This window comes from Nocardia sp. NPDC019219 (assembly GCF_040632645.1).
GTDB lineage: Bacteria > Actinomycetota > Actinomycetes > Mycobacteriales > Mycobacteriaceae > Nocardia > Nocardia sputorum.
The window spans coordinates 783,325-807,985 of record NZ_JBEYCG010000001.1 but is presented as its reverse complement, the minus strand read 5'-3'; the positions used below and the strand labels follow the sequence as shown (position 1 = coordinate 807,985).

The 24,661-nt window shown below is 66.4% G+C and carries 24 protein-coding genes and 3 tRNA genes; 11 read left to right on the top strand and 16 right to left on the bottom strand.

Features of this window, described 5'->3' with window-relative positions; genetic code table 11:
• Positions 1–143: 143 nt before the first annotated feature.
• The 3 genes from ABZ552_RS03635 to ABZ552_RS03625 all read left to right on the top strand — a co-directional run bounded on the left by ABZ552_RS03635 (position 144) and on the right by ABZ552_RS03625 (position 2,695).
• Positions 144–833 (top strand): DUF998 domain-containing protein, encoded by a 690-nt coding sequence (locus ABZ552_RS03635; RefSeq protein ID WP_357435432.1) that lies wholly within the window; start codon positions 144–146, stop codon positions 831–833.
• A 175-nt stretch (positions 834–1,008) separates the two neighbouring features.
• Complete coding sequence (locus tag ABZ552_RS03630; protein WP_174553183.1) at positions 1,009–1,401, top strand: RidA family protein; 393 nt, start codon at positions 1,009–1,011, stop codon at positions 1,399–1,401.
• A gap of 577 nt (positions 1,402–1,978) precedes the next feature.
• A complete protein-coding gene (locus tag ABZ552_RS03625; RefSeq protein WP_281919234.1) occupies positions 1,979–2,695 on the top strand; it encodes a maleylpyruvate isomerase family mycothiol-dependent enzyme in 717 nt (238 codons plus the stop codon).
• 539 nt (positions 2,696–3,234) lie between these two features.
• On the opposite strand, the gene ABZ552_RS03620 is transcribed toward ABZ552_RS03625, so the two are convergent.
• From ABZ552_RS03620 to ABZ552_RS03590, 7 genes are all read right to left on the bottom strand, one after another.
• Positions 3,235–3,708, bottom strand: coding sequence for a hypothetical protein (locus ABZ552_RS03620; RefSeq protein ID WP_281919235.1), 474 nt, complete (start codon positions 3,706–3,708; stop codon positions 3,235–3,237).
• A 353-nt stretch (positions 3,709–4,061) separates the two neighbouring features.
• On the bottom strand, positions 4,062–4,421 hold the full coding sequence (locus ABZ552_RS03615; RefSeq protein WP_281919236.1) for a helix-turn-helix transcriptional regulator: 360 nt from the start codon (positions 4,419–4,421) through the stop codon (positions 4,062–4,064).
• A gap of 142 nt (positions 4,422–4,563) precedes the next feature.
• On the bottom strand, positions 4,564–5,232 hold the full coding sequence (locus ABZ552_RS03610; protein WP_281919237.1) for a pentapeptide repeat-containing protein: 669 nt from the start codon (positions 5,230–5,232) through the stop codon (positions 4,564–4,566).
• Between the two features lie 2 nt (positions 5,233–5,234).
• Positions 5,235–6,743 carry a hypothetical protein gene (locus tag ABZ552_RS03605; RefSeq protein WP_281919238.1) on the bottom strand — a complete coding sequence of 503 codons (1,509 nt, stop codon included), beginning with the start codon at positions 6,741–6,743 and terminating at the stop codon, positions 5,235–5,237.
• Positions 6,744–6,746: 3 nt separating this feature from the next.
• Positions 6,747–7,043, bottom strand: a complete 297-nt coding sequence (locus ABZ552_RS03600) for a WXG100 family type VII secretion target (RefSeq protein ID WP_281919239.1) — start codon at positions 7,041–7,043, stop codon at positions 6,747–6,749.
• On the bottom strand, positions 7,040–7,378 hold the full coding sequence (locus ABZ552_RS03595; RefSeq protein WP_281919240.1) for a type VII secretion target: 339 nt from the start codon (positions 7,376–7,378) through the stop codon (positions 7,040–7,042). Before ABZ552_RS03595 ends, ABZ552_RS03600 begins: the two co-directional genes overlap by 4 nt.
• A 551-nt stretch (positions 7,379–7,929) precedes the next feature.
• Positions 7,930–9,285: a hypothetical protein gene (locus ABZ552_RS03590; protein WP_281919241.1), complete on the bottom strand. Its 1,356-nt coding sequence runs from the start codon at positions 9,283–9,285 to the stop codon at positions 7,930–7,932.
• Positions 9,286–10,101: 816 nt separating this feature from the next.
• Between ABZ552_RS03590 and ABZ552_RS03585 the strand changes: the two genes are divergently transcribed.
• Complete coding sequence (locus ABZ552_RS03585) at positions 10,102–10,374, top strand: tyrosine-type recombinase/integrase (protein ID WP_281919242.1); 273 nt, start codon at positions 10,102–10,104, stop codon at positions 10,372–10,374.
• Between the two features lie 74 nt (positions 10,375–10,448).
• On the opposite strand, the gene ABZ552_RS03580 is transcribed toward ABZ552_RS03585, so the two are convergent.
• The 3 genes from ABZ552_RS03580 to ABZ552_RS03570 form a co-directional block, all read right to left on the bottom strand.
• Positions 10,449–10,521: transfer RNA gene (locus ABZ552_RS03580), tRNA-Arg, on the bottom strand.
• A 34-nt stretch (positions 10,522–10,555) separates the two neighbouring features.
• Positions 10,556–10,645: transfer RNA gene (locus ABZ552_RS03575), tRNA-Ser, on the bottom strand.
• Positions 10,646–10,733: 88 nt separating this feature from the next.
• A complete protein-coding gene (locus ABZ552_RS03570; protein ID WP_357435428.1) occupies positions 10,734–11,438 on the bottom strand; it encodes a dienelactone hydrolase family protein in 705 nt (234 codons plus the stop codon).
• Between the two features lie 117 nt (positions 11,439–11,555).
• Between ABZ552_RS03570 and hisC the strand changes: the two genes are divergently transcribed.
• Positions 11,556–12,629: a histidinol-phosphate transaminase gene (hisC, locus tag ABZ552_RS03565; RefSeq protein ID WP_281876759.1), complete on the top strand. Its 1,074-nt coding sequence runs from the start codon at positions 11,556–11,558 to the stop codon at positions 12,627–12,629.
• On the opposite strand, the gene ABZ552_RS03560 is transcribed toward hisC, so the two are convergent.
• Positions 12,626–13,699, bottom strand: coding sequence for an alpha/beta hydrolase family protein (locus ABZ552_RS03560; RefSeq protein ID WP_281919243.1), 1,074 nt, complete (start codon positions 13,697–13,699; stop codon positions 12,626–12,628). The two genes, hisC and ABZ552_RS03560, sit on opposite strands and share 4 nt — an antisense overlap.
• Positions 13,700–13,769: 70 nt before the next feature.
• A complete protein-coding gene (locus ABZ552_RS03555; RefSeq protein ID WP_357435557.1) occupies positions 13,770–14,801 on the bottom strand; it encodes a HoxN/HupN/NixA family nickel/cobalt transporter in 1,032 nt (343 codons plus the stop codon).
• 514 nt (positions 14,802–15,315) lie between these two features.
• Between ABZ552_RS03555 and ABZ552_RS03550 the strand changes: the two genes are divergently transcribed.
• Positions 15,316–16,389: a nitric oxide synthase oxygenase gene (locus ABZ552_RS03550; RefSeq protein WP_281881249.1), complete on the top strand. Its 1,074-nt coding sequence runs from the start codon at positions 15,316–15,318 to the stop codon at positions 16,387–16,389.
• Positions 16,390–16,450: 61 nt separating this feature from the next.
• Here ABZ552_RS03550 and ABZ552_RS03545 read toward each other — a convergent pair.
• The 3 genes from ABZ552_RS03545 to ABZ552_RS03535 all read right to left on the bottom strand — a co-directional run bounded on the left by ABZ552_RS03545 (position 16,451) and on the right by ABZ552_RS03535 (position 18,280).
• Positions 16,451–16,535, bottom strand: a tRNA-Ser gene (locus tag ABZ552_RS03545).
• A 24-nt stretch (positions 16,536–16,559) separates the two neighbouring features.
• Positions 16,560–16,970, bottom strand: coding sequence for a MarR family transcriptional regulator (locus ABZ552_RS03540; RefSeq protein ID WP_350356422.1), 411 nt, complete (start codon positions 16,968–16,970; stop codon positions 16,560–16,562).
• 131 nt (positions 16,971–17,101) lie between these two features.
• A complete protein-coding gene (locus tag ABZ552_RS03535) occupies positions 17,102–18,280 on the bottom strand; it encodes a lactate 2-monooxygenase (protein ID WP_357435425.1) in 1,179 nt (392 codons plus the stop codon).
• Between the two features lie 148 nt (positions 18,281–18,428).
• On the opposite strand from ABZ552_RS03535, the gene ABZ552_RS03530 reads away from it, so the two are divergent.
• Positions 18,429–19,433 carry an NAD(P)H-quinone oxidoreductase gene (locus ABZ552_RS03530; RefSeq protein WP_357435554.1) on the top strand — a complete coding sequence of 335 codons (1,005 nt, stop codon included), beginning with the start codon at positions 18,429–18,431 and terminating at the stop codon, positions 19,431–19,433.
• A 7-nt stretch (positions 19,434–19,440) separates the two neighbouring features.
• Here ABZ552_RS03530 and ABZ552_RS03525 read toward each other — a convergent pair whose 3' ends face one another.
• Positions 19,441–20,643: a cysteine desulfurase-like protein gene (locus ABZ552_RS03525; RefSeq protein ID WP_281876754.1), complete on the bottom strand. Its 1,203-nt coding sequence runs from the start codon at positions 20,641–20,643 to the stop codon at positions 19,441–19,443.
• Between the two features lie 252 nt (positions 20,644–20,895).
• Here ABZ552_RS03525 and ABZ552_RS03520 point away from each other — a divergent pair, with 252 nt between their 5' ends.
• The 4 genes from ABZ552_RS03520 (at position 20,896) to ABZ552_RS03505 (ending at position 24,444) form a co-directional block, all read left to right on the top strand.
• Complete coding sequence (locus ABZ552_RS03520; RefSeq protein ID WP_281876753.1) at positions 20,896–21,498, top strand: bacterial proteasome activator family protein; 603 nt, start codon at positions 20,896–20,898, stop codon at positions 21,496–21,498.
• 270 nt (positions 21,499–21,768) lie between these two features.
• Entirely contained in the window at positions 21,769–22,590 is an 822-nt protein-coding gene (locus tag ABZ552_RS03515; RefSeq protein WP_159844856.1) for an ABC transporter permease, read from the top strand.
• Between the two features lie 11 nt (positions 22,591–22,601).
• Positions 22,602–23,438: an ABC transporter ATP-binding protein gene (locus ABZ552_RS03510; RefSeq protein WP_063019080.1), complete on the top strand. Its 837-nt coding sequence runs from the start codon at positions 22,602–22,604 to the stop codon at positions 23,436–23,438.
• Between the two features lie 70 nt (positions 23,439–23,508).
• Positions 23,509–24,444 (top strand): glycosyltransferase family 2 protein, encoded by a 936-nt coding sequence (locus ABZ552_RS03505; RefSeq protein ID WP_281876751.1) that lies wholly within the window; start codon positions 23,509–23,511, stop codon positions 24,442–24,444.
• The last annotated feature ends 217 nt before the right edge of the window (positions 24,445–24,661 follow it).

Genomic DNA, 24,661 nt, shown 5'->3' with positions numbered 1-24,661 from the left:
GAAACCGAGCATGGGAACCTCCTCGAGTTGCAGCTGTCGTCCAGCGTGCCGGGCGTAGCTGACAAGACCCTGTGTGCCGGATGGTAGTGACGTGTGCGGCCTGCCGCTGTCCGGCGCGCTCTAGCAAACAGCACAATGGGGACGTGACGGGTGGCTCGGAGAACGCCGTTCGGCGCGTACGACCGGTATCGGTGCTGGTCGCCGCGGCGATCGCCATCGCGGGGCTGTGCTATTCGTCCTGGCTGCTGCAGTTCGTGCTGCCCATCGATCTCGACCCGGTCGACACCTTCCTCAGCGAACTGGACGCCGAGGGCAAGCCGTACCGTGAAGTTTTCGCGACCGCGGACCTGATCGTCGGGGCCGTGCTCATGCCCGCGGCGATCGCGGGGCTGCTGTCGTTCCCGCGCCGCCGACCGACCGACGTCGGCTGGATCGCGCTGTTCTGCTTCGGCGCGGCGACCATCGCCGACGTCCTGCTGCCGCTGCGTGACTGCACGCCGGGGGAGAGCGGATGCGGCGGCCCGAGCGAGCTGTTCCCGCAGCTGCACCAGCCGCACGCGCTGACGAGCACGCTGGCGGTCACCGCGATCGCGGTCGCCGCCTTCGCCTTCAGCCTCGCCGCGTTCCGCTATCGACGCTGGCGGGTACTACGTGAATTCGGCTCGGTCGTGCTGGTGGCCGGTGCGCTGGCAACGGTGTGGATGCTGGTGGCCGACAATCTGCCGGGGAATTACGCCCTCGGCATCGCCCAGCGAATCCAGGTGGGCGCGATGTCGCTGTGGTTGATCGCGCTGGCCGCCGCGGTGATCGTGGAGGGACGGGAGCCCGGCTGACGCGCCTCCGCGCTGTCGGGGGCTCCGGCCGGATGGTCGTCCTGACGATCGGCGGCGCGAAGTTCCGCTCGCTGACAGCGCACACACGTCGTGCCGCGGCTACCGGGCCGGGTGCCGTCGGCGCTGCGCTGTCCGCCGAACGACCGCGCCCGAGTGCCGTGCGATGCTGTCGCGCATGAGTGATCGCGTGAACATCGCCTCGGGTTCGGAGTTCGAAGACATCGTCGGCTACTCGCGGGCGGTCCGGCTCGGCGATGTCATCGCGGTCAGCGGCACCACAGCGTCGGCTCCCGGCGGCACGGCGGTCGGCGGCGACGATATCGGCGAGCAGACGAGGGAAACCCTGCGACGCATCGCCTCCGCGCTGGAGGAGGCGGGCGCGAGCCTGGCCGACGTGGTGCGCACCCGTATCTTCGTCACCGACATCGCCCGCTGGCCGGAGGTCGCCAAGGCGCACGCCGAGGTCTTCGGCGACATCCGTCCCGCGACGGCGATGTACGAGATCAAGGCGCTGATCACCCCGGCTCTGCTGGTCGAGATCGAAGCCGACGCGATCGTCGGGGGGTAGGAATTCCGGCTGCCGTGGGTTCGTCCAGATTCAGCTCGACCGGGAAGCCGGTAGTGCCGCCGAACCGGACGGATCGTCGCGCGAACGGAGCGGTGCTGGCCCGGCTCAGGTCCCCGAGCTTGCGGTTTGTCGCCCTCGAAGGGCACGCCGGATGGTTCGCCGGAACGCCTGTGCGGCGATTCCCTGCCGCCGAGTAGGGCTAAGGGAGTTGCGGCCGGAATCCCGCCTGATGCCGGTATGACAGCCCTCGCCGGAACCACGGCTCGTCGCCCTCGACAGACCCACCGGACGGTTCGCCGCACCGCGCCGGACCGCCTCTGCGGCGAAATCCCACCGCCGCGTGGAAGCACGGTATTGCTGCCGGAATCCGCCTTGTGTCCCTGCGGCACGAAGCCCTTCCGAGGCGATGCCATCACGCGGCCGGAGCCCGAACCCATATCCAGCGGCGGCCAGACCGGGTGAACGACTGATGGCACGCCCTCGCGGGCCCACAACAGTTCCATCGGCCTTCGAAGCGGCCGAGCGCGCGGCCCGTCGTTCGCGGCGGACCGGGCCTTGGCTCGCTAGGGTCGGAACCGTGACCACCGCCTCGCAGACCTCCGTGCAACTCGACACCGTCGCCGAGGCGACCGCCCGCCTGCTCGACACCATCCGCGGCCTCGACGAGCACGCCGTCACCGAACCCTCCCTGCTGCCCGGCTGGACTCGCGGCCACGTCTTGGCCCACCTCGCCCGCAACGCAGACAGCTTGGTGAATCTCCTGCTGTGGGCCCATACCGGCGTCGAAATCCCGCAATACGCCAGCGCTTTCCTGCGCGACGCCGACATCGAGGCGGGCGCGCCCCGACCGCTCGCCGAGCAACTCGCCGACAACGAGGCCGCCGCGACCCGTTTCCTCGGCCTGGCCCGCTCACTCACCGACGACGCTTGGCGAGCACAGGTCCGCACCCGCCAGGGCCGCCCCATCCCCGCGACCGAAGTCCTGTGGATGCGCTTGCAAGAGGTCGAGATTCACCACGTAGACCTGAACGCGGGCTACACCCCCACCAACTGGCCCGCCGCATTCGTCTCCCGCATCCTCCCCCAAGCCACCGCCGACCTCACCCGCCTCACAGCCGAATCGCCTCTCCCCTTCACCCTCCAGGCCACCGACACCGACTTCACCACCCCCCTCGGCCCCTCCCCGACCCAAACCATCTCCGGCCCAGCCCCCTCCCTAGCCGCCTGGCTCCTCGGCCGCAGCCCCGGCACCGACCTCACCGGCCCCCTCCCCACCCTCCCCGCCTGGAAATAACCACGAGTGGCACACCACTGCGGCATCGGCCGAGAAGCCCTCTCGCCGGTGTGCCACTCGCGAGCGCCGGTGCGCGGTACGTTGGGCTGGTGGGTCTTGGAAAGTTGGAGACACTCGCAAGCGCGCTGTACGAGTCCTGGGCTGAAGATACGAGCAGTGCCCGAGACTGGACGGAAGGCGACCGTGCGAAGGGACAATGCGCCGTCACAGCGTGCGTCGTCCAAGACTATCTCGGTGGCGATATTTTGAACACCGTTGCGTTATTGCCCAATAATAAGACGGTGTCGCACTATTTCAATATCGTGGATGGTCGGGCAATCGACCTCACACGCGGGCAGTTTCCCGAGGGGACGACATTTACCAAACCGACGGCAAAGCCAGGTCGATACGACTCCACGCGTGCGTATTGCCTCTCGTACGAATGTACCCGATTTCGATACGAAAAATTACGCAGCCGGGTTGCCGAATATATTTCTGTAAACGAAAAGCCCACACGTTGGGGGGTGTAGCCGAGCGGCGGCAGCAGCGCTGTCGCAGCATCAGTGCGCCATCCACTTTTCCAGGAATGTTCGTGCCTCCGGAACCGACGAGTACGACCGCAACTTGTCGACGATCTCGCCCAGGGCGGTTTGAAGCCGGGTTGATGCGACGGCTCGAAGGCCATCGAAGTTGGCGGTCAACGTGTCGCAGCCCTCGGCGATGGCTCCGGATCGAATCGAGTTCTGCGCTTGGCGAATCTGCCAGGCAGCCCGTTCGCGCGGATAACCCGCAGTGCCGTTGACGGCGCATTGCAAGTAGGTGCCGGCTGTCTGGTGATCGCCCAGGCGCATAAATGCCAGTCCGGTCAAGCCACTGAGCTGAGCTTCAGGCAAGTGGGCGAGGTAGTCCGGGTCGTGTCCCCGTGTCGACTCATAGGCTCGATGCGAGCGACTCACAGCTGCCACCATGGCGGTCCGGTCACCGATCACGCTGCGCGCTTCCGCTTCACGAATCGCCGCCAGCGCTCGCAGCATCGGCCCTCCATTGCGCCGCGCGGCGAGTTGGGCGGCTTCGGCCAGCGGACACCTTCCTTCGGCCGCGAACCCTCGCGGTGCGACAGCAAGCAAGCGTTGACCCAGGCATGGGCAGCGGCGATGCCATCACTTGCCGCCGTGGCCGCCTGCGCGGCATCGGCATAGTAGCGACGCGCTTCGGCCCAACGACCCGCGTCATAGTGGACCCACCCTGCGACAGTCATCATCTCAGCACCAGCGCTGGTCAGCGCCTTGCCGATTTGGTCGGTGTAGCTACCGGAGTCCAACAACTGCTCGGCATGCCGCACCCCGTTGGCAGCGATGGAGCACAACCAGATGTCGAGCGAATCGTATCAACTGCAACTCATGAATCTGATTGACACTGTCATGATGCGCCCGCTTCCAACCGCACCACGAGTCAGCCCTCGGCCTGCTGCCATCGCTCCATCAGCACCTACCGCCCCCGTCTTGAAGAACTGACGTCGATTCACGTCCGCCTCCTGGTCGGACTCCACCGCAAGTATGGAAAGTGGAACCTGCAGCGCTTTTGCCACGCGGCGGAGAACACGGACATCGTAAACGGCCGGGCCGTCGTGCTCTAGGTTGGAGACGGCTGGCTGTGTGAAGTGAATGAGCGCACCGAGTTCCGCCTGTGTCATACCGGCGGATTTGCGTATTCGGCGAATGGTCTCGCCGGTCGTCATGAACACCATCACGTACCCCCTGTTGCCCGCGATGCTTATACCGGACAGAACTCTGTCTACCAGTGAGCGCCCGAAGATCGGCACAATATGCCAATTTCCATATATTTCAGCTGAATGGAAGACACCACTGTCCTAGGCGGACCACACGGACCTATGCGGGTTGTCGAACCTCCACGCCCGCAGCGCCGTTTGAAGTGAACCAATCCAGCAATTCCGGTCCATCCAGGAGGATCGGGGTGTCGGTACCGATGTCGACGGGCCCGATCACCAATCCGCTGGCCCCCTCGACGGTGCAGCCTGCCACCCGCGCCCCCGAGAGTCTGGTTCGGCCGAATACGCAGTCTCGAAGGTCGGCGTCACGCAGGTCCGATCCCGAGAACGAGGCTCGTTGCAGTCGTGCTCCGCGAAGATTCGCGCCGAGAAAATCGGACTGGCTGAAGTCCGCTCCCTGCAAGTCAGCGCCGCACAGCTTCGCGTGGCGAGCTTGGCAGCCACGGCCCTGAACCTTCCGAAGATCAGCGTCACTGAAGTCGGCTTCCGAGAGCTGAGCCCCCACAAGCCAAGCGGTATACAGATCGGCTCCAACGAGCAGCGCGCGACTCATCGTTGATTCACTGAACTCTGCTCCGAGCAGGTCCAGACCGGAAAGGTCCGACCCTGCGAAATCGAGCCCGTGGCCGTTGAGAAGTGATGACGTCGTCTGCTCCGCCGATGGACTGGCGGGAAGACCCTCCAGATAGTCCGCCAACGCTCGGTGAGCCGCCGGGTCATCGGGCCAGCGACGAACGCTATTCAATGAACGACCGTGCGCAGTGGTCATCGTTACCAGAGCACCTTTCCTTGCCATTGCGGATTATTCTCCACCAGCTCCTTCAGATGAGCTCTACGAGCGGGTGTCATCCCACTTTCATCGATCATGACACCCTCACCGTCGGCCAGCGAGTCCTCGATCATGTCAATGAATTCCTGATCGGTTTGCGGGTTGGGTATCGGCTTTCCCGCGACTTCCGCCGGTCGGTAGTCCGGAATAACATCCGGCGAACTTTTCACATCCCAACGGGTATTCGTCGTCCTGTCTATGAACTCTCCCTGATCTTCCCCATTCGGACCCAGCGGAGCTCGCTCTAGAGGTCCGACCTTCCCTGCGTTCTCGTTGGCCAGCCCGACCTCGGCCTCTCGTCTCGATTGTGGACTGACCTTTCCATTCTTCGCCGGATCGCGGGCCAGCTCCTCCACACGCTTTTGATACTCAGCGGATCCGGGTGTATTACTCGGATTGGAAGGGCCAGCGGGCGCATCCTCGTCACCGATAATTTTGACGGTCATCGCCGCAATGCTTGCCAGGGCGGCGTTGATGCCGTTTTGGGTGAGGTCAGGGATAGCGGTGAAGACGCCGGTAGCGGTCCCGGTGGCAACTACTGCGCCGAAGATGACCAGGACACGACTGATGGAGACCGTGTTGCGGATGATTCCGGCGGTGGTGGTAATGATTTCCGCGGTAACAGCGGCGCCACCTGCAGCCGCGGGAGCGGCCGCGGTACCCGCTGATAGGACCGCAAGTACTCCGACGATCGCCACTGTGATGACAATCGCGCCAGCGATTTCTTTGGCAGCGTCCGCAACGGCCGCTTCGACATCGTGGCGCATCGTACTAAGGGCCTCGTGATGGTCCTTGACAGGCCCGGCCAGCGCTGTGGCTGCCTGTGACAGCAGTTCTGCCGCGCGCTGCAGAGTGCCGAGCTTCTCTTCGATGTCTCGTATGTTGGGGTCCGTGCTGCCAGCAAATTTGGCGTTGACACCCCTGATACGGTCGGCAGCCCCGGTAACGGTGGTGTGATCAGCAAAGGTTCTCCAAGCATCCTTTGCGATACCGAGCTTGGTCAGGTCTCCGTTGGGGATTTTTCCAACTTGTTCCAATAGCCCGGTGATCGAACTTTCGATTCCGGAGCCGTTGTCGCCCTTGGCTGTAGCGGGCAGAGCCATGCCCGAGTCGTAGAATGGTTCGGATTCGGTAGGGCGAGCAGGTTCAGGGCCGCTGGCGATAGATCGGTTCGACTGCCACCAGTTGTAGCCGTTGGCAGCCAACACATCGCCGAAACGTTGCAGCGCATTGCACAGGGTCGCGGCGAGCGTGACGATGTCATGAGCGTGCTGGTCATAGCTGCTGGTCCATGCCTCGGACTTCTCGTGATCACCGGCCATACCGCCACACTCGTTGACGAGTGCACGATGCAAGGGCCCCAGCGCGAGCGAGATGTCACCGGCCAGTAGTTGGCATTTCTTCGACGCGTCGAAGTACATGCCGGAGTCGATGACCCACGTGTCGCCCACGTCTCACCCGCCTTGGAGCATCTGCTTATTGATGTCGGCGGCGGTGCTGTACCGGGTGTGCGCTTTGCGTGCAGCGTCGCTCATTTCGCGGACACCGTCGGCGAACTCGCGTGCTCCGATCATCCATTGCCGATGGGCGTCGGAATATGCCCTAGCGGCGACACTTTCCCAACCAGTTCCGACCAGTGTGGTGACCTTGTCATCGATGTCGTCCAGATGTTCGTTGATGAACCCGGCGAGCCCGGACAACCGGGTCACGATCTGATCGATATCATCAAGGTTGACGGAGAACTCGCTCATGGCAAGGTAAGACTCGAGGTACTCAGCGCCGAGGCGTTGTTCTCATCGCGGACACGATAGGTTTCGGCCGTGACGCCAAGTTTCTGCGCCATCTCGACAAGGGCAGTGATGATCTGACCACCGCCATCACGAACGTCGGTCCAGCCGCTCGCGAACTCCGTCGCCAAGCCTCCGGTCCAGCTGCTGTTGACCACCGCATCCACATCTCTCGCGGCGGAATCCAGCGCCGCGCGTAGCGCGTCAGCCAATTCGTAGACATGCCGCCCGACATCACGAACCTGCTCGGGCACCACCGAGATGTCCTGGCCGGAGGCCGGCGTCCCCCCATCGCTCACGCCGACGATGCTACGGATCCCAGCGGCCGGGCCGCAAGATTCCGACGCCACTCTGCGTCCTTCTACACCCGTCAGTCGTTATACGTAGCCCCGGTCCCGACCGCTACTCGGATGTCTCACTGCCCCACAGCCGTGGCGCGCCCGAACCCAGATCACCCGCTCTACTGAAAGCCTTGGCCTCGAGTGTCATCGGACACCGCAAAAGGCCTGGCCGCCGATACCAGAAGCCCATCATCCACTTGTGCGCCCGCGAGCCTTGAAGTCCAGACACTCTGATCCGTAGGCACAGGCTGCCACCGAGACTTGGCGGGCCGCAGATGGATTCCTCTGTTGACGATGTGGTTCTAGGCCGTGGCTGTCGTCGTCGTCAGCCCTGTCGTCAGCAGCGGTGTCGGCGACCTCTTCGTCCCGAACGTTGCTCCTGTGTGTCGAGGGGAGCCGGACAGTGCCGCTGAGCTGCTGGTTGGTGACGATCCGTGTCACTGCGGGACCTCTGGTAGCAAGCCTGTCGCTGCCTTTCTGCTTCCTACTGAGGCCAGATGCGAAGTGGATTAGTGGCCGGTATCGTAGTTGTCCGCGAAGGCCAGCACACGCGGCGCAAGAGTCATGTAGGGAGGAATCCACAACCGGCGCGTGAAGCCTGGGCCGGTCTGCAACGCGTACAACCCTTGCCTGCCGTTGAACCGGCTGATCAGTTCCTTCACTGTGGCCGCATCATCGGCCATGTTCGGGTACAGGATCGCATCGAGCTTCTCTTGCAGCTCGCTCATTAGTGGCTGGATGGCGTTGATCATATCCAGCACGCTGGGATCGGAAGTCAGCTGTTCCAGCTCGCTACGCTTAAGCCACGGCTTGTTCCGAGCCTCCCTAGTGAAGTGGAGCATGTAGTCCCGGTCCATGTACACGTTCACCGCTGGCTCCCCGCGCAGACGTGCCGTGAAGTCGTACTTGAATGCGTTGATATCGCCGTGCAGCAACGCATCGCGCATCTCCACCAACCATCGATACTCGAACGACCTGGTCAGCAAGTCGTTGAACAGGTCCAGGACTGCTTGTTCTTGGGGGTTCTTGCGACCGAAGACGTCACGTACGGCACGGATCGACTGATCCTTGTGGCTGTGTAGTGCACTCGTGAACGAGATCAGCGCCGAACGCAACCTCCGCCGGCGCTCGTCGATGGCATCCTCATCCACCAAAGAGATTCGGCGCTCTCGTAAATCGGTGAGCACCCCAATCAGCACATCGCAGAATCTGTCGCTTTCATCTGAGATGTGCCTCAACAGCTCACTGTCCAACATCCGCCGAAGCCTGTCGTACGCATCGCGGTAGCGCTTATTCTCATCTTCTGTGAAGGAACACACCTTTGTGAAGATGATTGCGGCATCCACATCGGGATCGCGGTAGCCCAGTATCGCACCGTATGGGTCAGTGGCGGCAGCTGCGTCGGCGGCGGAGTCCTCATCCATTTGCTGTTGAGCAGCCTCTTGAGCTGCTCGGATGCCAGCGCCAGCAGATGCGATGCGCTGCTGAATCTCATCATTTGGAGGCAGTCCCTCCGACAGCCAGCGGTGACTGTCACGCACGATGCCGTCCAGCGCGTCTTGAAGAGAATTCTGTGCAGCGGCGCGTGTCATCCGGTCCCTGGCATCAGAGGTGTTCGCGTAATCCATCATCACGGCAGTCGTCACCTGGACCAATGCCCGGAGGGTCTCGGCAATGACGACCATCGCCGGACTGGTCGGAGGTGGTGCGGTGTCCGGCGAAACCCAGTCCTTCCACACGTCCATAGCGCTCTCGCAGAAGTCGACCGGCGTGTCTCCCTCAAGGCCGCCAAGGCTGGCGACAAACTGATCCAGCTGTCCGACCCAATTCCGTACCTGCGCTACGTCTTCCTGCGCCTCTTCCACGTACTTTCCTTTCTAGGACTGTCACGTTTGTGTGGGCCCCTCTATGTGGGCAGCCGAACAGCTTCGCACGGAGGTCTGACAAAGCGCACGGCAATTCGCCGCCGTACCTTTCATCCACCCTGACTGCTCCACCCCCCTCTTCCTCATACCTGCCGCCCTCAGCGGAAGGCGGTCGTGTCAAGGATGCGCAGCACCGCAGTGCGGACACCGAAGGTGGTCCTTGACTCGGCTGGCTGGAGCGAGACGATTGCGGCTTGAGGAGGTAGCCTCCCAAGCCCCTTCGGTCGCCCGGACCACCACCGGGCCGATCGCTGGTACCGCTAGATTCGCGCGAAAGCCGCCGAGCTTGGTCGTTTCTGGAGCTTCAAGGACGGGACCACAGCCGGTGGACCGGGCACAGTGCCGGGCCGATTCGTGGACAGCTGCGGGAGGTGAGTCGGGTACGGCTCCCGGCGTGCCTAGCACTGCTCGGTTATTGAAGAAGTGAGCAAAGGTGTCCTGGAGCGACATTCCGGAGCGCAAGCGTGCTGCCGACGCGCTCGACGCACCGGTGTTCGAGGAGCCTGCGACGAGAACGCCGCAGTGCGGCGTAGCGCGGCGGCGGCGAGCATGCGCCGCCGCAGGCGCTCCTTGATCCTGTATGGCGAGATTCGGCAACAATTCGCACAAGCATAGGCAAAGCTGGCTAGAGGGGGAACCGCAGCGACCTGAAGCGTCGCGTCGGAACTCCGTTCCTCTGCCCGAAAAGCTGGTGAGGATACTTCGGCAACCGCCGGACCAGCTTCACGATCACCGGATGTAGACAAGCTCGGCTTGGTGTTCACCTCGACCCGCCGCACCCCGCACGAGCCGCGGAACGTGAATCGGGCTTTCGCTCAGCTGGTAAAGAAGGCCGGCGTCCGGCCGATCCGGTTGCACGATCTGCGGCACTCGTGCGCGACGTTGTTGTTCACGATGGGCGTGGAGGCAGCGACCGCGCAGCGCATCCTGCGTCACAGCTCGATCACCATGACGACGGGCATTTACATGGACGTGATCGACGCCGTACAGCGCGACGCGGTGACCGGGATGGACGCGCTGTTCGAGTGACATTGTCGTCAAACGGTGTCGTCAGAGATGAGAGAAGGCCCCTCCGCTGCTACCGGAGGGGCCTTCTACCTGCGTGCGCCCGAAGGGATTCGAACCCCTAACCTTCTGATCCGTAGTCAGATGCTCTATCCGTTGAGCTACGGGCGCATGTGTTCTTCAGTTGTACCCGGTTTCCCGGGTGTGGCGGAGGCGAGAGGATTTGAACCTCCGGTCCCCGTGAAGGGACAACTCATTAGCAGTGAGTCCCATTCGGCCGCTCTGGCACGCCTCCTGGAGCCTTCTCTTCGAGGGCACCGGTCCTTTCGAACCGCCGAGCAGAAAGGTTACAGGAGCTACCGTCCAGATCACAAAACGGCTGGTCAGCGCAGGTTACTGTCGAACCAATCGAAGATTCTGGTCTGCGAATCGACCGCGTCCCCGTCGTCGGCCTCGGAGGTGTCGGCACGGTGGTGCAGGCCGGGGTAGGTGACCACCAGGCTGGCGACCGCGGCGCGGGCGGTCGCGTCACGTAGCTCGTCGACCTGGGCAGGCGGGGTGGCCGGGTCGTCCGCGCCGAACAGGCCGAGCCACGGCGCCTGCAGGTGGGGAGCGGCGCGCACGAGGGCGTCGGCCTGATCGGTCAGCGGCTCGGTGATGCCGTGCGCCGCGACGCTCACCGCGGCGCCGATCGGACGATTGGTCGCGACCAGGAACGCGGCGGTGCCCGCGGAATCGAAGCCGAGCACGCCGATGGTGTCGGGGAACACCCCGCGCCGGGTGAGCCAGTCGAAGCAGGCGTCGAAGTCTTCGAACAGCTCGTCACCGAAGACCCCGACACCGGGGTCCTCGTCCTCCCGATGGAAGAGTTTGGGCGCGATGACGGTCCACCCTTCGCCGGCCAGCGCGTTCATCAGGTCGCGTAACGCGCCGGTGAACTCGCGCGACTCGTGCAGCACCACGATCCCGCCGCGGGCGTTTCCTTCCGGCTCCACCACTGTGATGGGCACCTGCCCACCGCTGGCCGGCCGCCCGTCTTCCTGGTCGCTACCCCGCAGCGGGGCCATATCGTCGTAGGTGCCCGACATGAAACCAGCGTAGGGCGAGTTGCTGATCTGCGGTAGAAATTGCACGTGAGGGCCTATAACCCAGAGAATTTCCGGTACGCCGATCGGGTCCGCGACGGCGCGGATTAGGGTTGGAGTGTGACAGCGCAGATCCGGCCGGACCTCGAATCGATCCCGGCGTACACCCCCGGCCGCAGCAATCCAGGCGCGGTCAAACTGGCCAGCAACGAGACGACCGTCGGGCCGCTGCCCGCCGCCGCCAAGGCCATCGCCGAGGCGGCCGAACTGGCGAACCGGTATCCGGACAACCAGGTCACCGAGCTGCGGACGGCGCTGGCCGAGTTCCTCGGCGTCGGCTACGACAATGTCGCGGTGGGCTGCGGCAGCGTCGCGCTCTGCCAGGAACTGGTGCAGATCACCTGCTCGTCCCCGTCCGACGAGGTGCTGTTCGCGTGGCGCTCGTTCGAGGCCTACCCGATCGTCACCAGGGTGGGCAACGCCACCGCCGTGCAGGTCCCGCTCACGCCCGGGCAGGTGCACGATCTGGACGCGCTGGCCGCCGCCGTCACGGAGCGGACCAAGTTGGTCTTCGTCTGCAACCCGAACAACCCGACCGGGACCGCCGTCGGCAAAACCGAGCTGGTCCGGTTCCTGGACGCGGTGCCGTCGCACGTGCTGGTGGTGCTGGACGAGGCGTACTACGAGTACGTGCGGCTGGCCGACCATCCCGACGGCGTCGAGATCGGCCGCACCAGGCCCAATGTGGTTGTGTTGCGCACCTTCTCCAAGGCATACGGCCTGGCCGGCCTGCGGGTGGGCTACGCGGTGGGCGCCCCGGCCGTGATCACGGCGCTGCTGAAGGTGCACATCCCGTTCAGCGTGAACCGGCTCGCGCAGGCGGCGGCGATCGCGTCGCTGGAGTCGCGCCACGAATTGCTGGATCGCACCGACTTTCTGGTCACCGAACGCGAACGGGTGCGCGACGCGCTGGTAGCGCTGGGGTACCCGGTGCCCCCGAGTGAGGCGAACTTCGTCTGGCTGCCGCTGGGTGCGCGCAGCGCCGAGTTCGGCGAGGCCAGCGCCGCCGCCGGGGTGCTGGTGCGCCCGTACGGAACCGACGGGGTGCGCGTCACCATCGGCGACCCGCACGAGAACGATCTTTTCCTGAGCTTCGCCGGTGCGCCGGAGGTGCTCGCCCGGTTCCTGCCTTAGCGGACCCCGATCGCGGGCGCGATCGTCGGCCAGGAGAGGGCGAGTTCGTCTTCCCAGTACGGCCAGGAGTGCGTGCCGGTGGCCCGGAAGTGAGCGGTGATCGGAATGCCGAGCGACCGCAGCCGGTCGGTGAGCCGCCGGGTGCAGGCGTTGGTGGCGGCCTCCAGCGGCCCGCCGAACGTGATGGCGCTGGGCAGGTCGACGTTCGGCGTTCCGGGCACGTCGTGCACGCCGGGCAGGCCGCTGCCCACCGACAGATAGATGGTCTTGCCGCGCAACGCGTCCGCGTGCAGGGTGACGTCGTGCGCCAGCCAGGCCGGGTCGTCCTGCTTGCCGAACATGTTGTCCGGCTCGCCCATGTAGGTGGCCACCACGGCGCGCGCCTGCGCCTGGCCGATGTCGGTGCCCATCGAGAAGCAGCCACTGTGCGCCGCGATCGCCTTGTAGAGCGTCGGCTGCCGGAACGCGAGCATCATCGCGGCCTCCGCGCCCATGGAGACGCCCATGACCGCGTTGGTGCCGTTGCCGTCGAACTTCGCGTCGATCAGCGGGGGCAGCTCCTTGGTCAGGAACGTCTCCCACTTGTTGGTCCCGAGCACCGGGTCGGGCTGCTGCCAGTCGGTGTAGAAGCTGGCCGGACCGCCGACGGTGAGCACGACGTTGACGTCCTTGTCCGCGTAGAAGCGGTCGGCGTGCCCGAGTTCGGTCCAGTTATTGCTGTCGGGGCTCGCGCTGCGGCCGTCGAGCATGTACACGGTGGGCCGGGGCCGCGACTGATCGCGCGGCAGCAGCACCTGCACCTCGACCACCCGGCTCATCGCGGGCGAGGCGACGTACACGCGCAGCCACCGATCGTTGATCGGTTCGATGCGCTCTATCCGTGGAGTGGAAGGTTGCTTGCTGGTCGGCTCGGCCGGGCCGGGGCCGTCGGCCGATCCGGTATTCACCGGCGGCGTTTTGCCGGGCGCCGCCGTGACCTGCGGGGCACCGAAGGACACCGCACCGGAGACGAGTGCGGCACTGATCAAGGCGCTGGAAAGCCAACGCCGCACCCCGCGGCGACACAGCATGCGAACCATCCTGCCAGAGACGTCGAGGGTGGACCGAAGCCCGTTGTCTTGTCGAGGAGTACGACCGCGCTCACCGTACGGCCAGACCGTCCTGCCAGCGCCGCTCCATACCGGCGAAACGCCACACCGCGATGGCGACCGCCCAGGTGAGCACGAACAGCCCGACGATGATGAAGCCGAGATCGCCCAAATCGAGATTCCCGATCCAGGCGAGGACGCCCGATTCCACCTCGAGCCGCTCGGCGAAGATCGAGATGATCTCCTGCCCGCCGATCAGCAGGGCCACCGCGACCGACAGTCCCGTGATCACCAGGTTGTAGTAGATCTTGCGCACCGGCCTGGCGAAGGCCCAGTCGTAGGCGAAGCTCATGAAGGAGCCGTCCAGCGAGTCGAACAGCGCCATGCCCGCCGAGAACAGCACGGGCAGCACGAGGATGGAATACCAGGGCAGCCCGGTGGCCGCCGCGCCGCCCGCGATCACCAGCAGCCCGACCTCGGTGACGGTGTCGAAGCCGAGGCCGAACAGCACGCCCACCGGATACATGTGCACGGGCCTGCGAACGAGGCCGATCACCGGCCGCAGCACCCGGTTGAGCAGGCCCCGGCTGTCCAGCTGCCTTTCCAGCTGCGCCTCGTCGTACTCGCCGCGGCGCATCTGCCGGAACACCCGCCAGATCCCCGCCAAGGACGCCAGATTGAGCAGGCCGATCAGGATCAGGAACGCGCCGGAGACGCTGGTGCCCCACAGGCCGGTCCAGCGTTGCAGAGCCGAATCCTCGTCTTCCAAGCCGGCCGCCAGGGCTCGGACGCCGAACGCGAGCGACGCCACGAGCACGAACACCACCGTGGAGTGGCCCAGCGCGAACCAGAAGCCGACCGTCTGAACCCTCTTCTTCCCGCTCTCCGCCACCAGTTTCCGCGTGGTGTTGTCGATCGCGGCGATATGGTCGGCGTCGAACGCGTGCCGCATACCGAGCGTGTACGCCGTCACTCCGAGGCCCACGCCGAACACCGAACCCTCGATCACATAGTGATTCGGCGCGACGAACAGCAGGAGCGTCCCCCAGCCGAGGACGTGCAGGGCGACGACGGTGACGGCCATACCGATGACACTGCGCACGAGCGAACCCCTCACCCCCCGAAAAGCAGACGCGTCAACGATACTCGACACCACTTGTCCCGGTTCGCGTCTCCGGCCGATCCAGCAAATCCAGCAAATCGTGGCACACCATCAGCACACCGGTCGTACGCTGAGCGCCGGGCCTTTTCCGGGTATCGAACTAGGACGGGCATGATCGGGCATTCGCACCGCTGGCGTCGAGGTCACCGCGTTGCGCTGCGGCGCGCGATGCGGACCGGCCGCCCGGTTCGCAGCCGCGACAGCCCTTCCGTCATCCCGGCGAGGCGTGCGGGGAGGCTATTTCGTGGCATCGGCCTCGTGCGCCTTCGCGAACCCCGCGACGCCGGCGGTACCGGCGCGAATTCGCTGCTTGATTCTTCTGTTCCGTCGCAGGATCCATGCCCGACCGGAGAAAACCGTGAATCCAGTGCCACCCGCCTACTCGCTCGAGCACGAATCGAACACAACCGCTTGCCTTCCCGATCTGGAACGCCGAATGCGGGAGTGCGACGAGTTCTTCCGGCTGCCGGAACTGGCGCACCTGAGCCGCCAGCGCAGGCGCAGCGCGCTGGAGCAGCTCGAAATGACCGGCACCTATCTCCAGACCGCCGAGGAGATCCTGATCGGAGCCAAACTCGCGTGGCGTAATCACGCCCGCTGCGTGGGCCGTAAGCACTGGCGCTCGCTGAGATTGCTCGACGCCCGGCGGGTTCGCACGGCGCGTGATCTCGCCGAGGTCTGCTGGCAGCACCTGCACATGGCCACCAATGGCGGCGCGATCCAGTCGATGATCACCGTGGGACCGCCGCGGCAGCCGGACGGGCGCGAGTTCCGCATTGTCAGCCCGCAGATCATCCGCTACGCGGGCTATCGCAACGGAGACGGCACGGTCACCGGCGACGCCGCCAACGTCGAGCTCACCGAATTCGCCATGAAACTCGGGTGGCGCGGCGCCGGAACGCCTTTCGACATCCTTCCGCTGCTGATCAGCACACCGGACGAGCCGATCCGCTGGTTCGACATCCCGCCCGAGCTCGCGCGCGAGGTGGAACTCGAGCACCCGGAGTTCGAGTGGTTCGCCGGTCTGGGCCTGCGCTGGCACGCACTGCCCGCCGTGTCCGACATGAATCTCGAGGTCGGCGGCATGACCTACCCGTTCGCGCCGTTCAACGGCTGGTACCTGGGCGCGGAAATCGGCGCGCGCAATCTCAGCGACGCCAACCGCTACAACATCCTTCCGCTGATCGCGGAGATGATGTGCCTGGACACCAGGGCCGAACGCAACCTCTGGCGTGATCAGGCGCTGGTGGAACTCAACCGCGCGGTGCTCTACAGCTTCCGCAAGTCCGGCGTGTACATCGTCGACCACCACACGGTGGCCAAACAGTTCTGCGATCACGTCAAGCGGGAGGAAGCCGCGGGCCGCGCCTGCCCCACCGACTGGTCCTGGATCAACCCACCGATCTCCTCCGGGCTGACTCCCACCTTCCACCGCTACTACGACCCGCCCGACATGGACATCCGCCCGAACTTCGTCCGCAGGGACTTCGCGGCGGACCTGGGGTTGTAACAATTGCGGAACGAGCCGCCGCGAATGCTCTCCATGAGCATGGGTCGCCCAGCGAGTGGAGCGGAGACGGAGGGATTTGAACCCCCGGTCGCTCTCGCGACGCTCGCTTTCAAGGCGAGTGCATTCGGCCGCTCTGCCACGTCTCCAGGGACCCGATCGTAGCGGACGGATCAGCCGGAGTGCTTGCCGATTTCCTCGTCGACGCGTTCGAAGACTTCGCCGATCACCTCGAGCTGGGCCGGGGCGAGCAGATCGATGAAGTGACGGCGGACGGCTTCCACGTGGCCGGGCGCGGCGGCTTGCAGGCGGCGCAAGCCCTCGTCGGTGAGTTCGGCCAGCACGCCGCGGCCGTCCTCCAGGCAGGTGTTGCGGCGCACCATCTGCTGCGCCTCCAGCCGCCGGATCTGATGGGTCAGCTTGCTGCGCGAGGACAGCACGCCGTCGGCCAGCTCGCTCATCCGCAGCGAGCGATCGGGCGCCTCGGAGAGCAGGACCAGGATGCGGTATTCGGCGACGGTCAGGTCGCTGTCCCGTTGCAATTGACGATTCAGCGCCGTCATCAAACGCTGGTGGCCGTCCATGTAGGCGCGCCACGCGCGCTGCTGTGCCGGGGTGAGCCAGCGTGGCTCGGCCAGGACGCGACCGCTCGGTTCGGGATGCACGGTGGCCATTCTATGCGTGGCGAACTGGGGAAATGGGCAACTCTCGCAGGTCAGCGCACCGTGGACAGCAGTGCGCGGTTCACCTCGGCCGGACTGGTGCACCCGGAGAGGCCGAGCGCGGACTCGAAGTCGGCCAGCAGCGCCCGCAGCGCGTGCCGGACGCCCGCGGCTCCCGCCAAGCCGAGGCCGTACGCCCACGGCCGCCCGTACAGCACCGCCTTCGCGCCCAAGGCCAGCGCGACGAGCACGTCCGAACCGGTGCGCAGCCCGGAGTCGAACAGCACGTCGGCGCGGTCGCCGACGGTGGCGACCACCGCCGGGAGCGCGTCCAGCGCCGCGATCGAGCCGTCCACCTGGCGGCCGCCGTGATTGCTCACCACCACCGCGTCCGCGCCTGCGTCCACCACCTGGCGCGCGTCGTCGGGATGCAGGATGCCCTTCACCGCGATCGGGAGGTCGGTCCATTCGCGCAGCCGGGCGAGATCGGCAGGCCGCAACGTGTGATTGCCGAACAGCCCCACCCAGGTGAGGATCGCCGTCCGCATCGCTTCCTCGCTCTCCTCCGGCGCGGCGGGCAGCTTGGCCCGGAACACCGGGTCGGACAGATAGTTGGCGATGCCCTTGCCGTGCAGGAACGGCAGGTGGGCCTGTTCCAGGTCGCGCGGCCGCCAGCCGAGGGTGGGGGTGTCCACGGTGACCACGATCGCCGAGGCCCCGGCCCGCTCGGCACGCCGGACGAAGGAGCAGGCCAGTTCGTCGTCGGCGGGCCAGTACAGCTGGTACCACCACGCACCGGCCGCCGCGCCGACGTCTTCTATGGTCGAGGAGGCCGCGGTGGACAGCACGGTGCCGATGCCGAGTTCCGCGGTCACTTCGGCCGCGATCACCTCGCCGCCCTCGTGCAGCAGTTCGAGGACGCCGATCGGCGCGGTGAGCACGGGCGCGGCCAGTTTCGTGCCGAGCACTTCGACGGACAGATCGCGGGCGCCGGGCCCGGTGGAGCCGCGCAGCATCCGCGGCAGGATGCGGTATCGGTCGAAGGCGGACCGGTTGGCCGCGGCGGTGCGCTCGGCGGACGCGCTACCCGCGACATACGCGAAAGCGGCCGGATCCAGCCTCTGCTGTGCGAGCGACTCCAAACCCGCGGCGGTCATGGGCAACTCGGGCGTGGAACCACCCAGCCCAGCCAAGTAGATCTCGTTCTGGAAATCGATGAAGCCGCCACTCACCACCGGAACGGTAGTCCGTGACGCCGGTCACCGCAGGCCGCTTGCCGGATTGCGTTTGCGCAGAGTGTTTCCGTCCGGGCTCCGGGTGCGGCGCGCCGACGCGGGGGGCAGCGCGCAGCCGTCGGTGCGCGCGGAGCAGTATGGCACGGTGCGCGCTATAGATCTGAAAGGTTCCGGCGGCCCCGAAGTCATGTCTCTTGCCGAGGTGCCGGATCCGACGCCCGGCCACGGCGAAGTGCTGATCGAGGTGGCCGCGGCGGGCGTCAACCGGGCCGATCTGTTGCAGCGTCAGGGCTACTACCCGCCCCCGCCGGGAGCCAGCCCGCTCCTGGGTCTCGAATGCTCCGGTGTGATCGCCGAGATCGGCGACGGAGTGCGCGAGTGGGCGGTCGGCGATCGTGTCTGCGCGTTGCTGTCCGGCGGCGGTTACGCCGAGCGTGTCGTCGTGCCCGCGACCCAGGTGCTTCCCGTCCCGGACGACCTCGATCTCGGCGCGGCGGCGGGGCTGCCCGAGGCGGCGGCGACCGTGTGGTCGAACCTGGTGATGACCGCCCAGCTGCGGTCCGGCCAGCTGCTGTTGATCCACGGCGGCGGCAGCGGCATCGGCACGCACGCCATCCAGGTCGCCAAGGCGCTCGGCGCGCGCGTCGCGGTGACCGCCGGGTCGGCGGAGAAGCTGGCGCGCTGCGCGGAGCTCGGCGCGGACGTGCTGATCAACTACAAGGAGGACGACTTCGTCGCCGCCGTGCGCGCCGAGCGATCGGGCGCGGGCGGCCCCGGCGCGGACGTCATCCTCGACAATATGGGCGCGGTCTACCTGGGACGCAACGTCGACGCGCTGGCCGAGCACGGCCGCCTCGTGGTGATCGGCATGCAGGGTGGCGTGACCGCCGAACTGAATCTGGGTGTGCTGTTGCGCAAGTGGGGCACCGTCCACGCCACCAACGTGCGCGCGCGGCCCGCGACCGGGGTCGGCAGCAAAGCGGAAATCGTGGCGGAGGTGCACCGGCAGCTGTGGCCGCTGATCGCCGACGGCACGGTCGCGTCCGTCATCGCGGCCGAAGTGCCGATCGAGGAGGCCGCCGAAGCGCACCGGCTGCTGGACTCCGGCGAGGTGTTCGGCAAGGTGGTGCTGCGGGTGGCGGGGCTGTGAGCGCCGCTCACTCCAGCGCGAGCAGTGCCCTGCCGAGCTGATCGATCTCGAACTTGGTGGTGTAGGGCGCGAGACCGATGGTCACCGCGCCGCCCTCGTCGTTGACGCCGAGCGCGTCCAGCAGCCTGCTGCCGCCGTGCACGCCGCTCACCGTGCCGATCCGGTTGTCCGCGAGCTTGGCCGCGACCTTCTCCGCCTGCATGCCCGCGAGCGTGAAGCTGACCGTGGGGATGCGGGTGGAGGCGCGGCCGATCACGGTGAGCCCGGGAATCGAGTCCAGCACGCTCATCAAGTGCTCGAACAGCTGGTCGTGGTAGTCCTGCAGCGAGGTGATCGACATCTCCAGGCGCTCGCGCCGGGTGCCGTGCGCCCGCTCGTCCAGTCCGGCCAGGAAGTCGATGGAGGTGGTCAAACCCGCGAGCAGCGCGTATTGGTGCCCACCGACCTCCAGCCGTTCGGCGCCCTTCGCATAGGGGTTCAACGACATGGACGGGATCCGGTCCAGGAACGCCGGGTCACGGAAGACCAGCGCGCCGATCTGCGGACCGCCCCATGCCGGCGCGCTCAGCGCGACGACGTCGGCGTTCAGTTCGTCGATGTCGATCAGCGCGTAGGGCGCGGCGCCGAACGCGTCGGCCACCAGCAGGCCACCCACCTCGTGCACCCGGTCCGCGGCCACCCGCACGGCGGGCGCCGAACCGACGATCGGCGAAGCCGCGGTCAGCGCGACCAGTCGCGCGGTGGGGCCGATAAGCTCCTCGAACTGCCAGGACGGCATCTCGCAGGTCTCGATCTCCACCTCGGCCCAGCGCACGTGCGCGCCGTAGCGGTTGGCGATGCGCAGCCACGGCGCGACGTTCGCTTCGTCGTCCAGCCGGGAGAGCACGATGCCGGTGCCGAGGCCCAGCCGCGAACTCAGCGATTCGGCGAGCCAGGCCAGCAGGACCGCGCGGTCGGGGCCGAGGACGACGCCCGCCGGGTCACCGCCGACGAGGTCGGCGACGGCCTCGCGCGCCGCGTCCAGAATCGCCGCGCTGCGCACCGCCGCGCCGTTGCGGCCGATATGCGAGAAGGAGGAAGTCCGGAAACCCGTCGAAACAGCGCGGGACACCGCGTCCGGAACCAACATGCCCGATTGCGGGTCCAGATGGATCCAGCCGTCGCCCAGGGACGGTATCAGGCCCCGAACCCTCGCGACGTCGTAAGTCATGCTGGCCACTCTAAGGGCAGCGGGCGAGCCTGTGTAACCGCGTTCCCCTCCACATCGTGGCGGGAGCACAGCGACCTGCGACTCAGCATGGCGACCGACTTTCGAGAAATCCGAACCACACGACCCGAACAGAATAGAACGCCAGGCCCGAGCGGCGGAGCGGACCGGCGGCGCGCGCCGGAGCGTGCCGCGACGCCCGGCCTCGGAGCACCGGCTTAGCGCGTTCGGGCCGGACACGACATGATAGGGACCATGACGCACTCGGACGAGGCACCGGACCACATCGTCGTTGTCGGACCCGACGGCAGGCCGTTGGCCATCCCCGCGGCGGCCGGATCGGAGGCGCCCTTCACCGCGCAGGTGGTGACCGACGATGACAAGGACAAGTCGGACGACCGGGACGACTCCGGCGAATCGCTCGCCGACATGGTCGAGCAGCCCGCGAAGGTCATGCGGATCGGCACGATGATCAAGCAGCTGCTCGAGGAGGTGCGCGCGGCTCCGCTGGACGAGGCCAGCCGCAATCGCCTCAAGGAGATCCACACGTCCTCGGTGCGGGAGCTGGAGCAAGGGCTCGCCCCCGAACTGCGGGAGGAACTCGAACGGCTCACCCTCCCGTTCACCGACGAAGGCGTGCCGTCCGACGCCGAGCTGCGGATCGCGCAGGCGCAGCTGGTCGGCTGGCTGGAGGGCCTGTTCCACGGCATCCAGACCGCGCTGTTCGCCCAGCAGATGGCCGCGCGCGCCCAGCTCGAACAGATGCGCCAGGGCGCGTTGCCGCCCGGCATCCACGCCGCCGACCCGCGCGGCGGCCAGCCGAGTCACGTCACCGGCGGTTCCGGCCAATACCTGTGAGCGTGTGCCACGCGGTGGCGCGAAGCCGCAAGGGTAGTCTCGTGCACCGTGCCCGCCGCTGCCGCTCGCTCCGACTCGGTCAACGACCCGAGTGCGGTGCGTCCTGAAGAGAGCTCAGTTGGTTCCGATGACCAAGCGCGTTCAGATGACAGCTCGCCGTCCGAATCGGCCGAGCACACGGCGCCGTCCGGCGACGACTCCCAGGAGCGTCCGGTGAGCGCGACCACGCCCGAGGCGCAGACTCTGCACGCCGGGGCCACCGTCGCGAAGATCGTGCCGGACTCCCAGACGTTCCGCCGTGCGTTCCAGGACTTCGCCGGTGGCTTCGCGCAGCGTGAACTGTGGCTGTCGCTGGGCTGGCAGGACATCAAGCAGCGCTACCGCCGCTCGGTGCTCGGCCCGTTCTGGATCACCATCGCCACCGGCTTGCAGGCCGTGGCGATGGGCGTGCTGTACGCGGCGCTGCTCGGCCAGCCGCTGCGCGAGTATCTGCCCTACGTCACGGTGGGGCTGATCATCTGGAACGTGATCAGCGCAAGCATCCTGGAGGGCTCGGAGGTCTTCATCGCCAACGAGGGCCTGATCAAGCAGCTTCCCTCGGCGCTGAGCGTGCACGTCTACCGGCTGGTGTGGCGGCAGCTGCTGTTCTTCGCCCACAACATGGTGATCTACCTGGTGATGCTCGCCGCGTTCGGCGTGTGGCGCCATCTCGGGGTGGCCAGCCTGATGGCGATCCCGGCCATCGCGCTGATCTTCCTCAACTCCATGTGGGTATCGATCGTGTTCGGCATCTTCAGCACGCGCTACCGCGATATCGCGCCGATTCTCGGCAGCACCACGCTGATGCTGTTCGTGCTGACGCCGGTCATGTGGACGACGAAGACCCTGCAATCGCAGATCACCGGCGACCGCGCGAAACTGGCCGAACTCGTGCCGACATTCCACTATCTCGAAATCGTCCGGGCGCCGTTGCTCGGCGAACCGCAGGAGCTGCGGCACTGGCTGGTCGTCGGCGCGATCACCCTGGTGGGTTGGATCGTCGCGATCCTGGCCATGAAGCAGTACCGTTCGCGCGTACCGTACTGGGTATAGGAGCGCCCCCGATGAGTCGTGTGAGTATCGAGACCCAGGAAGCCTGGGTCGAATTCCCGATCTTCGACGCCAAATCGCGGTCGCTGAAGAAGGCGTTCCTCGGCAAGGCGGGCGGCGCGATCGGACGCAATCAGTCCGACGTCGTGGTGGTCGAGGCCCTGCGGGACATCAACCTGTCGCTGAAAGAGGGCGACCGGGTCGGCCTGGTCGGGCACAACGGCGCGGGCAAATCGACGCTGCTGCGCCTGCTTTCGGGCATCTACGAGCCCTCGCGGGGCAGTGCGCGCATCCGTGGGCGGGTGGCGCCGGTGTTCGATCTCGGCGTCGGCATGGATCCGGAGATCTCCGGCTACGAGAACATCATCATTCGCGGCCTGTTCCTCGGGCAGACGCGCAAACAGATGCTGTCGAAGATCGATGAGATCGCGGATTTCACCGAACTCGGCGAATACCTGTCCATGCCGCTGCGCACTTATTCCACCGGTATGCGCGTGCGCCTGGCGATGGGCGTGGTCACCTCGATCGATCCCGAAATCCTGCTGCTCGACGAGGGGATCGGCGCCGTCGACGCGGAATTCATGAAGAAGGCCCGGCTGCGGTTGCAGTCCTTGGTCGCACGGTCCGGCATCCTGGTTTTCGCCAGCCATTCCAACGAATTCCTCGCGCAGCTGTGCGATACCGCCCTGTGGATCGACCACGGCCAGATCCGGTTGCGCGGGGGCATCGAAGAAGTGGTGCGAGCCTACGAGGGGCCGGAGGCGGGGAATCACGTCGCGACCGTGCTGCGCGAAATGGAAGCCGAACGGGCCGGGACAGACCAGCGAGAATTGGAGCGGAATCAAGCATGAGCGGTCAGGCCCGGAGGCGGCGGCGAAGCGTGACCACGGAGGGTCCCGCTCGTGCAGGAAAGGCCGCAGCATGAGTGAGCCGACCGGGACCGAATCCGCTGGAACGAACTCCGGTGCGCAGCAGCGGATCGTGGCCGTCGTCGTCACGCACAAGCGCCGCGAGCTGCTCGCGGAGTCGCTGAAGGTCGTCACGTCCCAGTCCCGGCCGGTGGATCACCTGATCGTGGTCGACAACGGCAACGAGCCGGAGGTCGCCGATCTGGTGCGCGATCAGCCGGTGGAGTCCACCTACCTGGGTTCGGCGCACAACCTCGGCGGCGCGGGCGGGTTCGCGCTCGGCATGCTGCACGCGTTGAGCATCGGCGCGGATTGGGTGTGGCTCGCCGACGACGACGGCAGGCCCGAGGGCCCCGACGTGCTGTCCACGCTGCTGGACTGCGCGAACCGGCACGGCTTGGTCGAGGTATCGCCCGTGGTCTGCGACATCGATGAACCCGACCGCCTCGCCTTCCCCCTGCGCCGCGGCGTGGTCTGGCGCCGGCTGCGCTCGGAACTCGGCGACGACGACTTCCTGCCCGGCATCGCCTCACTGTTCAACGGCGCGCTGATCTCCGCGCGCGCGGTCGACGTGATCGGGGTGCCGGACCTGCGCCTGTTCGTGCGCGGCGACGAGGTCGAGGTGCATCGCAGGCTGGTGCGCTCCGGGCTGCCGTTCGGCACCTGCCTGCAGACGGCGTACCTGCATCCCAACGGGGCGGCCGAGTTCAAGCCGATCCTCGGCGGCCGGATGCACACGCAGTACCCGGACGATCCGGTGAAGCGCTACTTCACCTACCGCAACCGCGGCTACCTGATGTCCCAGCCGGGCATGCGGAAACTGCTTCCCCAGGAATGGGTCCGCTTCTCCTGGTTCTTCCTCGTCACCCGCCGCGATCCGGCCGGCCTGCGCGAATGGTTCCACCTACGCTCCCTCGGCCGCCACGAGCAGTTCGGCAAACCCGACTGAGTCCGGCGGGCCGGCGTGTCGAGTCGGGGATGCGCGAGGCGCTTTCCGATCGAATCGGAAATTCGGTTGCGCGGAGCAGGGACCGGGTGCGAAGGTGAGCGGAGCTGCGAGAGAGGTAAGGAGGTGTGGACCGTGACGAGGAACGTTCGGGTTGTCGTGTCTTGGCGAGCTGACCTCCGTCGTGCCGCCACACGAAATTCCCCCTCAATCTCCGCTC

Bases quoted from the DNA above. Each gene is read 5' to 3' on its own strand.
- ABZ552_RS03630 (WP_174553183.1), top strand. From the start codon at position 1,009: ATGAGTGATCGCGTGAACATCGCCTCGGGTTCGGAGTTCGAAGACATC.
- ABZ552_RS03620 (WP_281919235.1), bottom strand. From the start codon at position 3,708: ATGCTGCGAGCGCTGGCGGCGATTCGTGAAGCGGAAGCGCGCAGCGTG.
- ABZ552_RS03615 (WP_281919236.1), bottom strand. From the start codon at position 4,421: ATGGTGTTCATGACGACCGGCGAGACCATTCGCCGAATACGCAAATCC.
- ABZ552_RS03610 (WP_281919237.1), bottom strand. From the start codon at position 5,232: ATGACCACTGCGCACGGTCGTTCATTGAATAGCGTTCGTCGCTGGCCC.
- ABZ552_RS03600 (WP_281919239.1), bottom strand. From the start codon at position 7,043: ATGAGCGAGTTCTCCGTCAACCTTGATGATATCGATCAGATCGTGACC.
- ABZ552_RS03570 (WP_357435428.1), bottom strand. From the start codon at position 11,438: ATGTCGGGCACCTACGACGATATGGCCCCGCTGCGGGGTAGCGACCAG.
- ABZ552_RS03560 (WP_281919243.1), bottom strand. From the start codon at position 13,699: ATGCTGTGTCGCCGCGGGGTGCGGCGTTGGCTTTCCAGCGCCTTGATC.
- ABZ552_RS03555 (WP_357435557.1), bottom strand. From the start codon at position 14,801: ATGGCCGTCACCGTCGTCGCCCTGCACGTCCTCGGCTGGGGGACGCTC.
- ABZ552_RS03550 (WP_281881249.1), top strand. From the start codon at position 15,316: ATGCGGGAGTGCGACGAGTTCTTCCGGCTGCCGGAACTGGCGCACCTG.
- ABZ552_RS03540 (WP_350356422.1), bottom strand. From the start codon at position 16,970: ATGGACGGCCACCAGCGTTTGATGACGGCGCTGAATCGTCAATTGCAA.
- ABZ552_RS03525 (WP_281876754.1), bottom strand. From the start codon at position 20,643: ATGACTTACGACGTCGCGAGGGTTCGGGGCCTGATACCGTCCCTGGGC.
- ABZ552_RS03520 (WP_281876753.1), top strand. From the start codon at position 20,896: ATGACGCACTCGGACGAGGCACCGGACCACATCGTCGTTGTCGGACCC.
- ABZ552_RS03510 (WP_063019080.1), top strand. From the start codon at position 22,602: ATGAGTCGTGTGAGTATCGAGACCCAGGAAGCCTGGGTCGAATTCCCG.
- ABZ552_RS03505 (WP_281876751.1), top strand. From the start codon at position 23,509: ATGAGTGAGCCGACCGGGACCGAATCCGCTGGAACGAACTCCGGTGCG.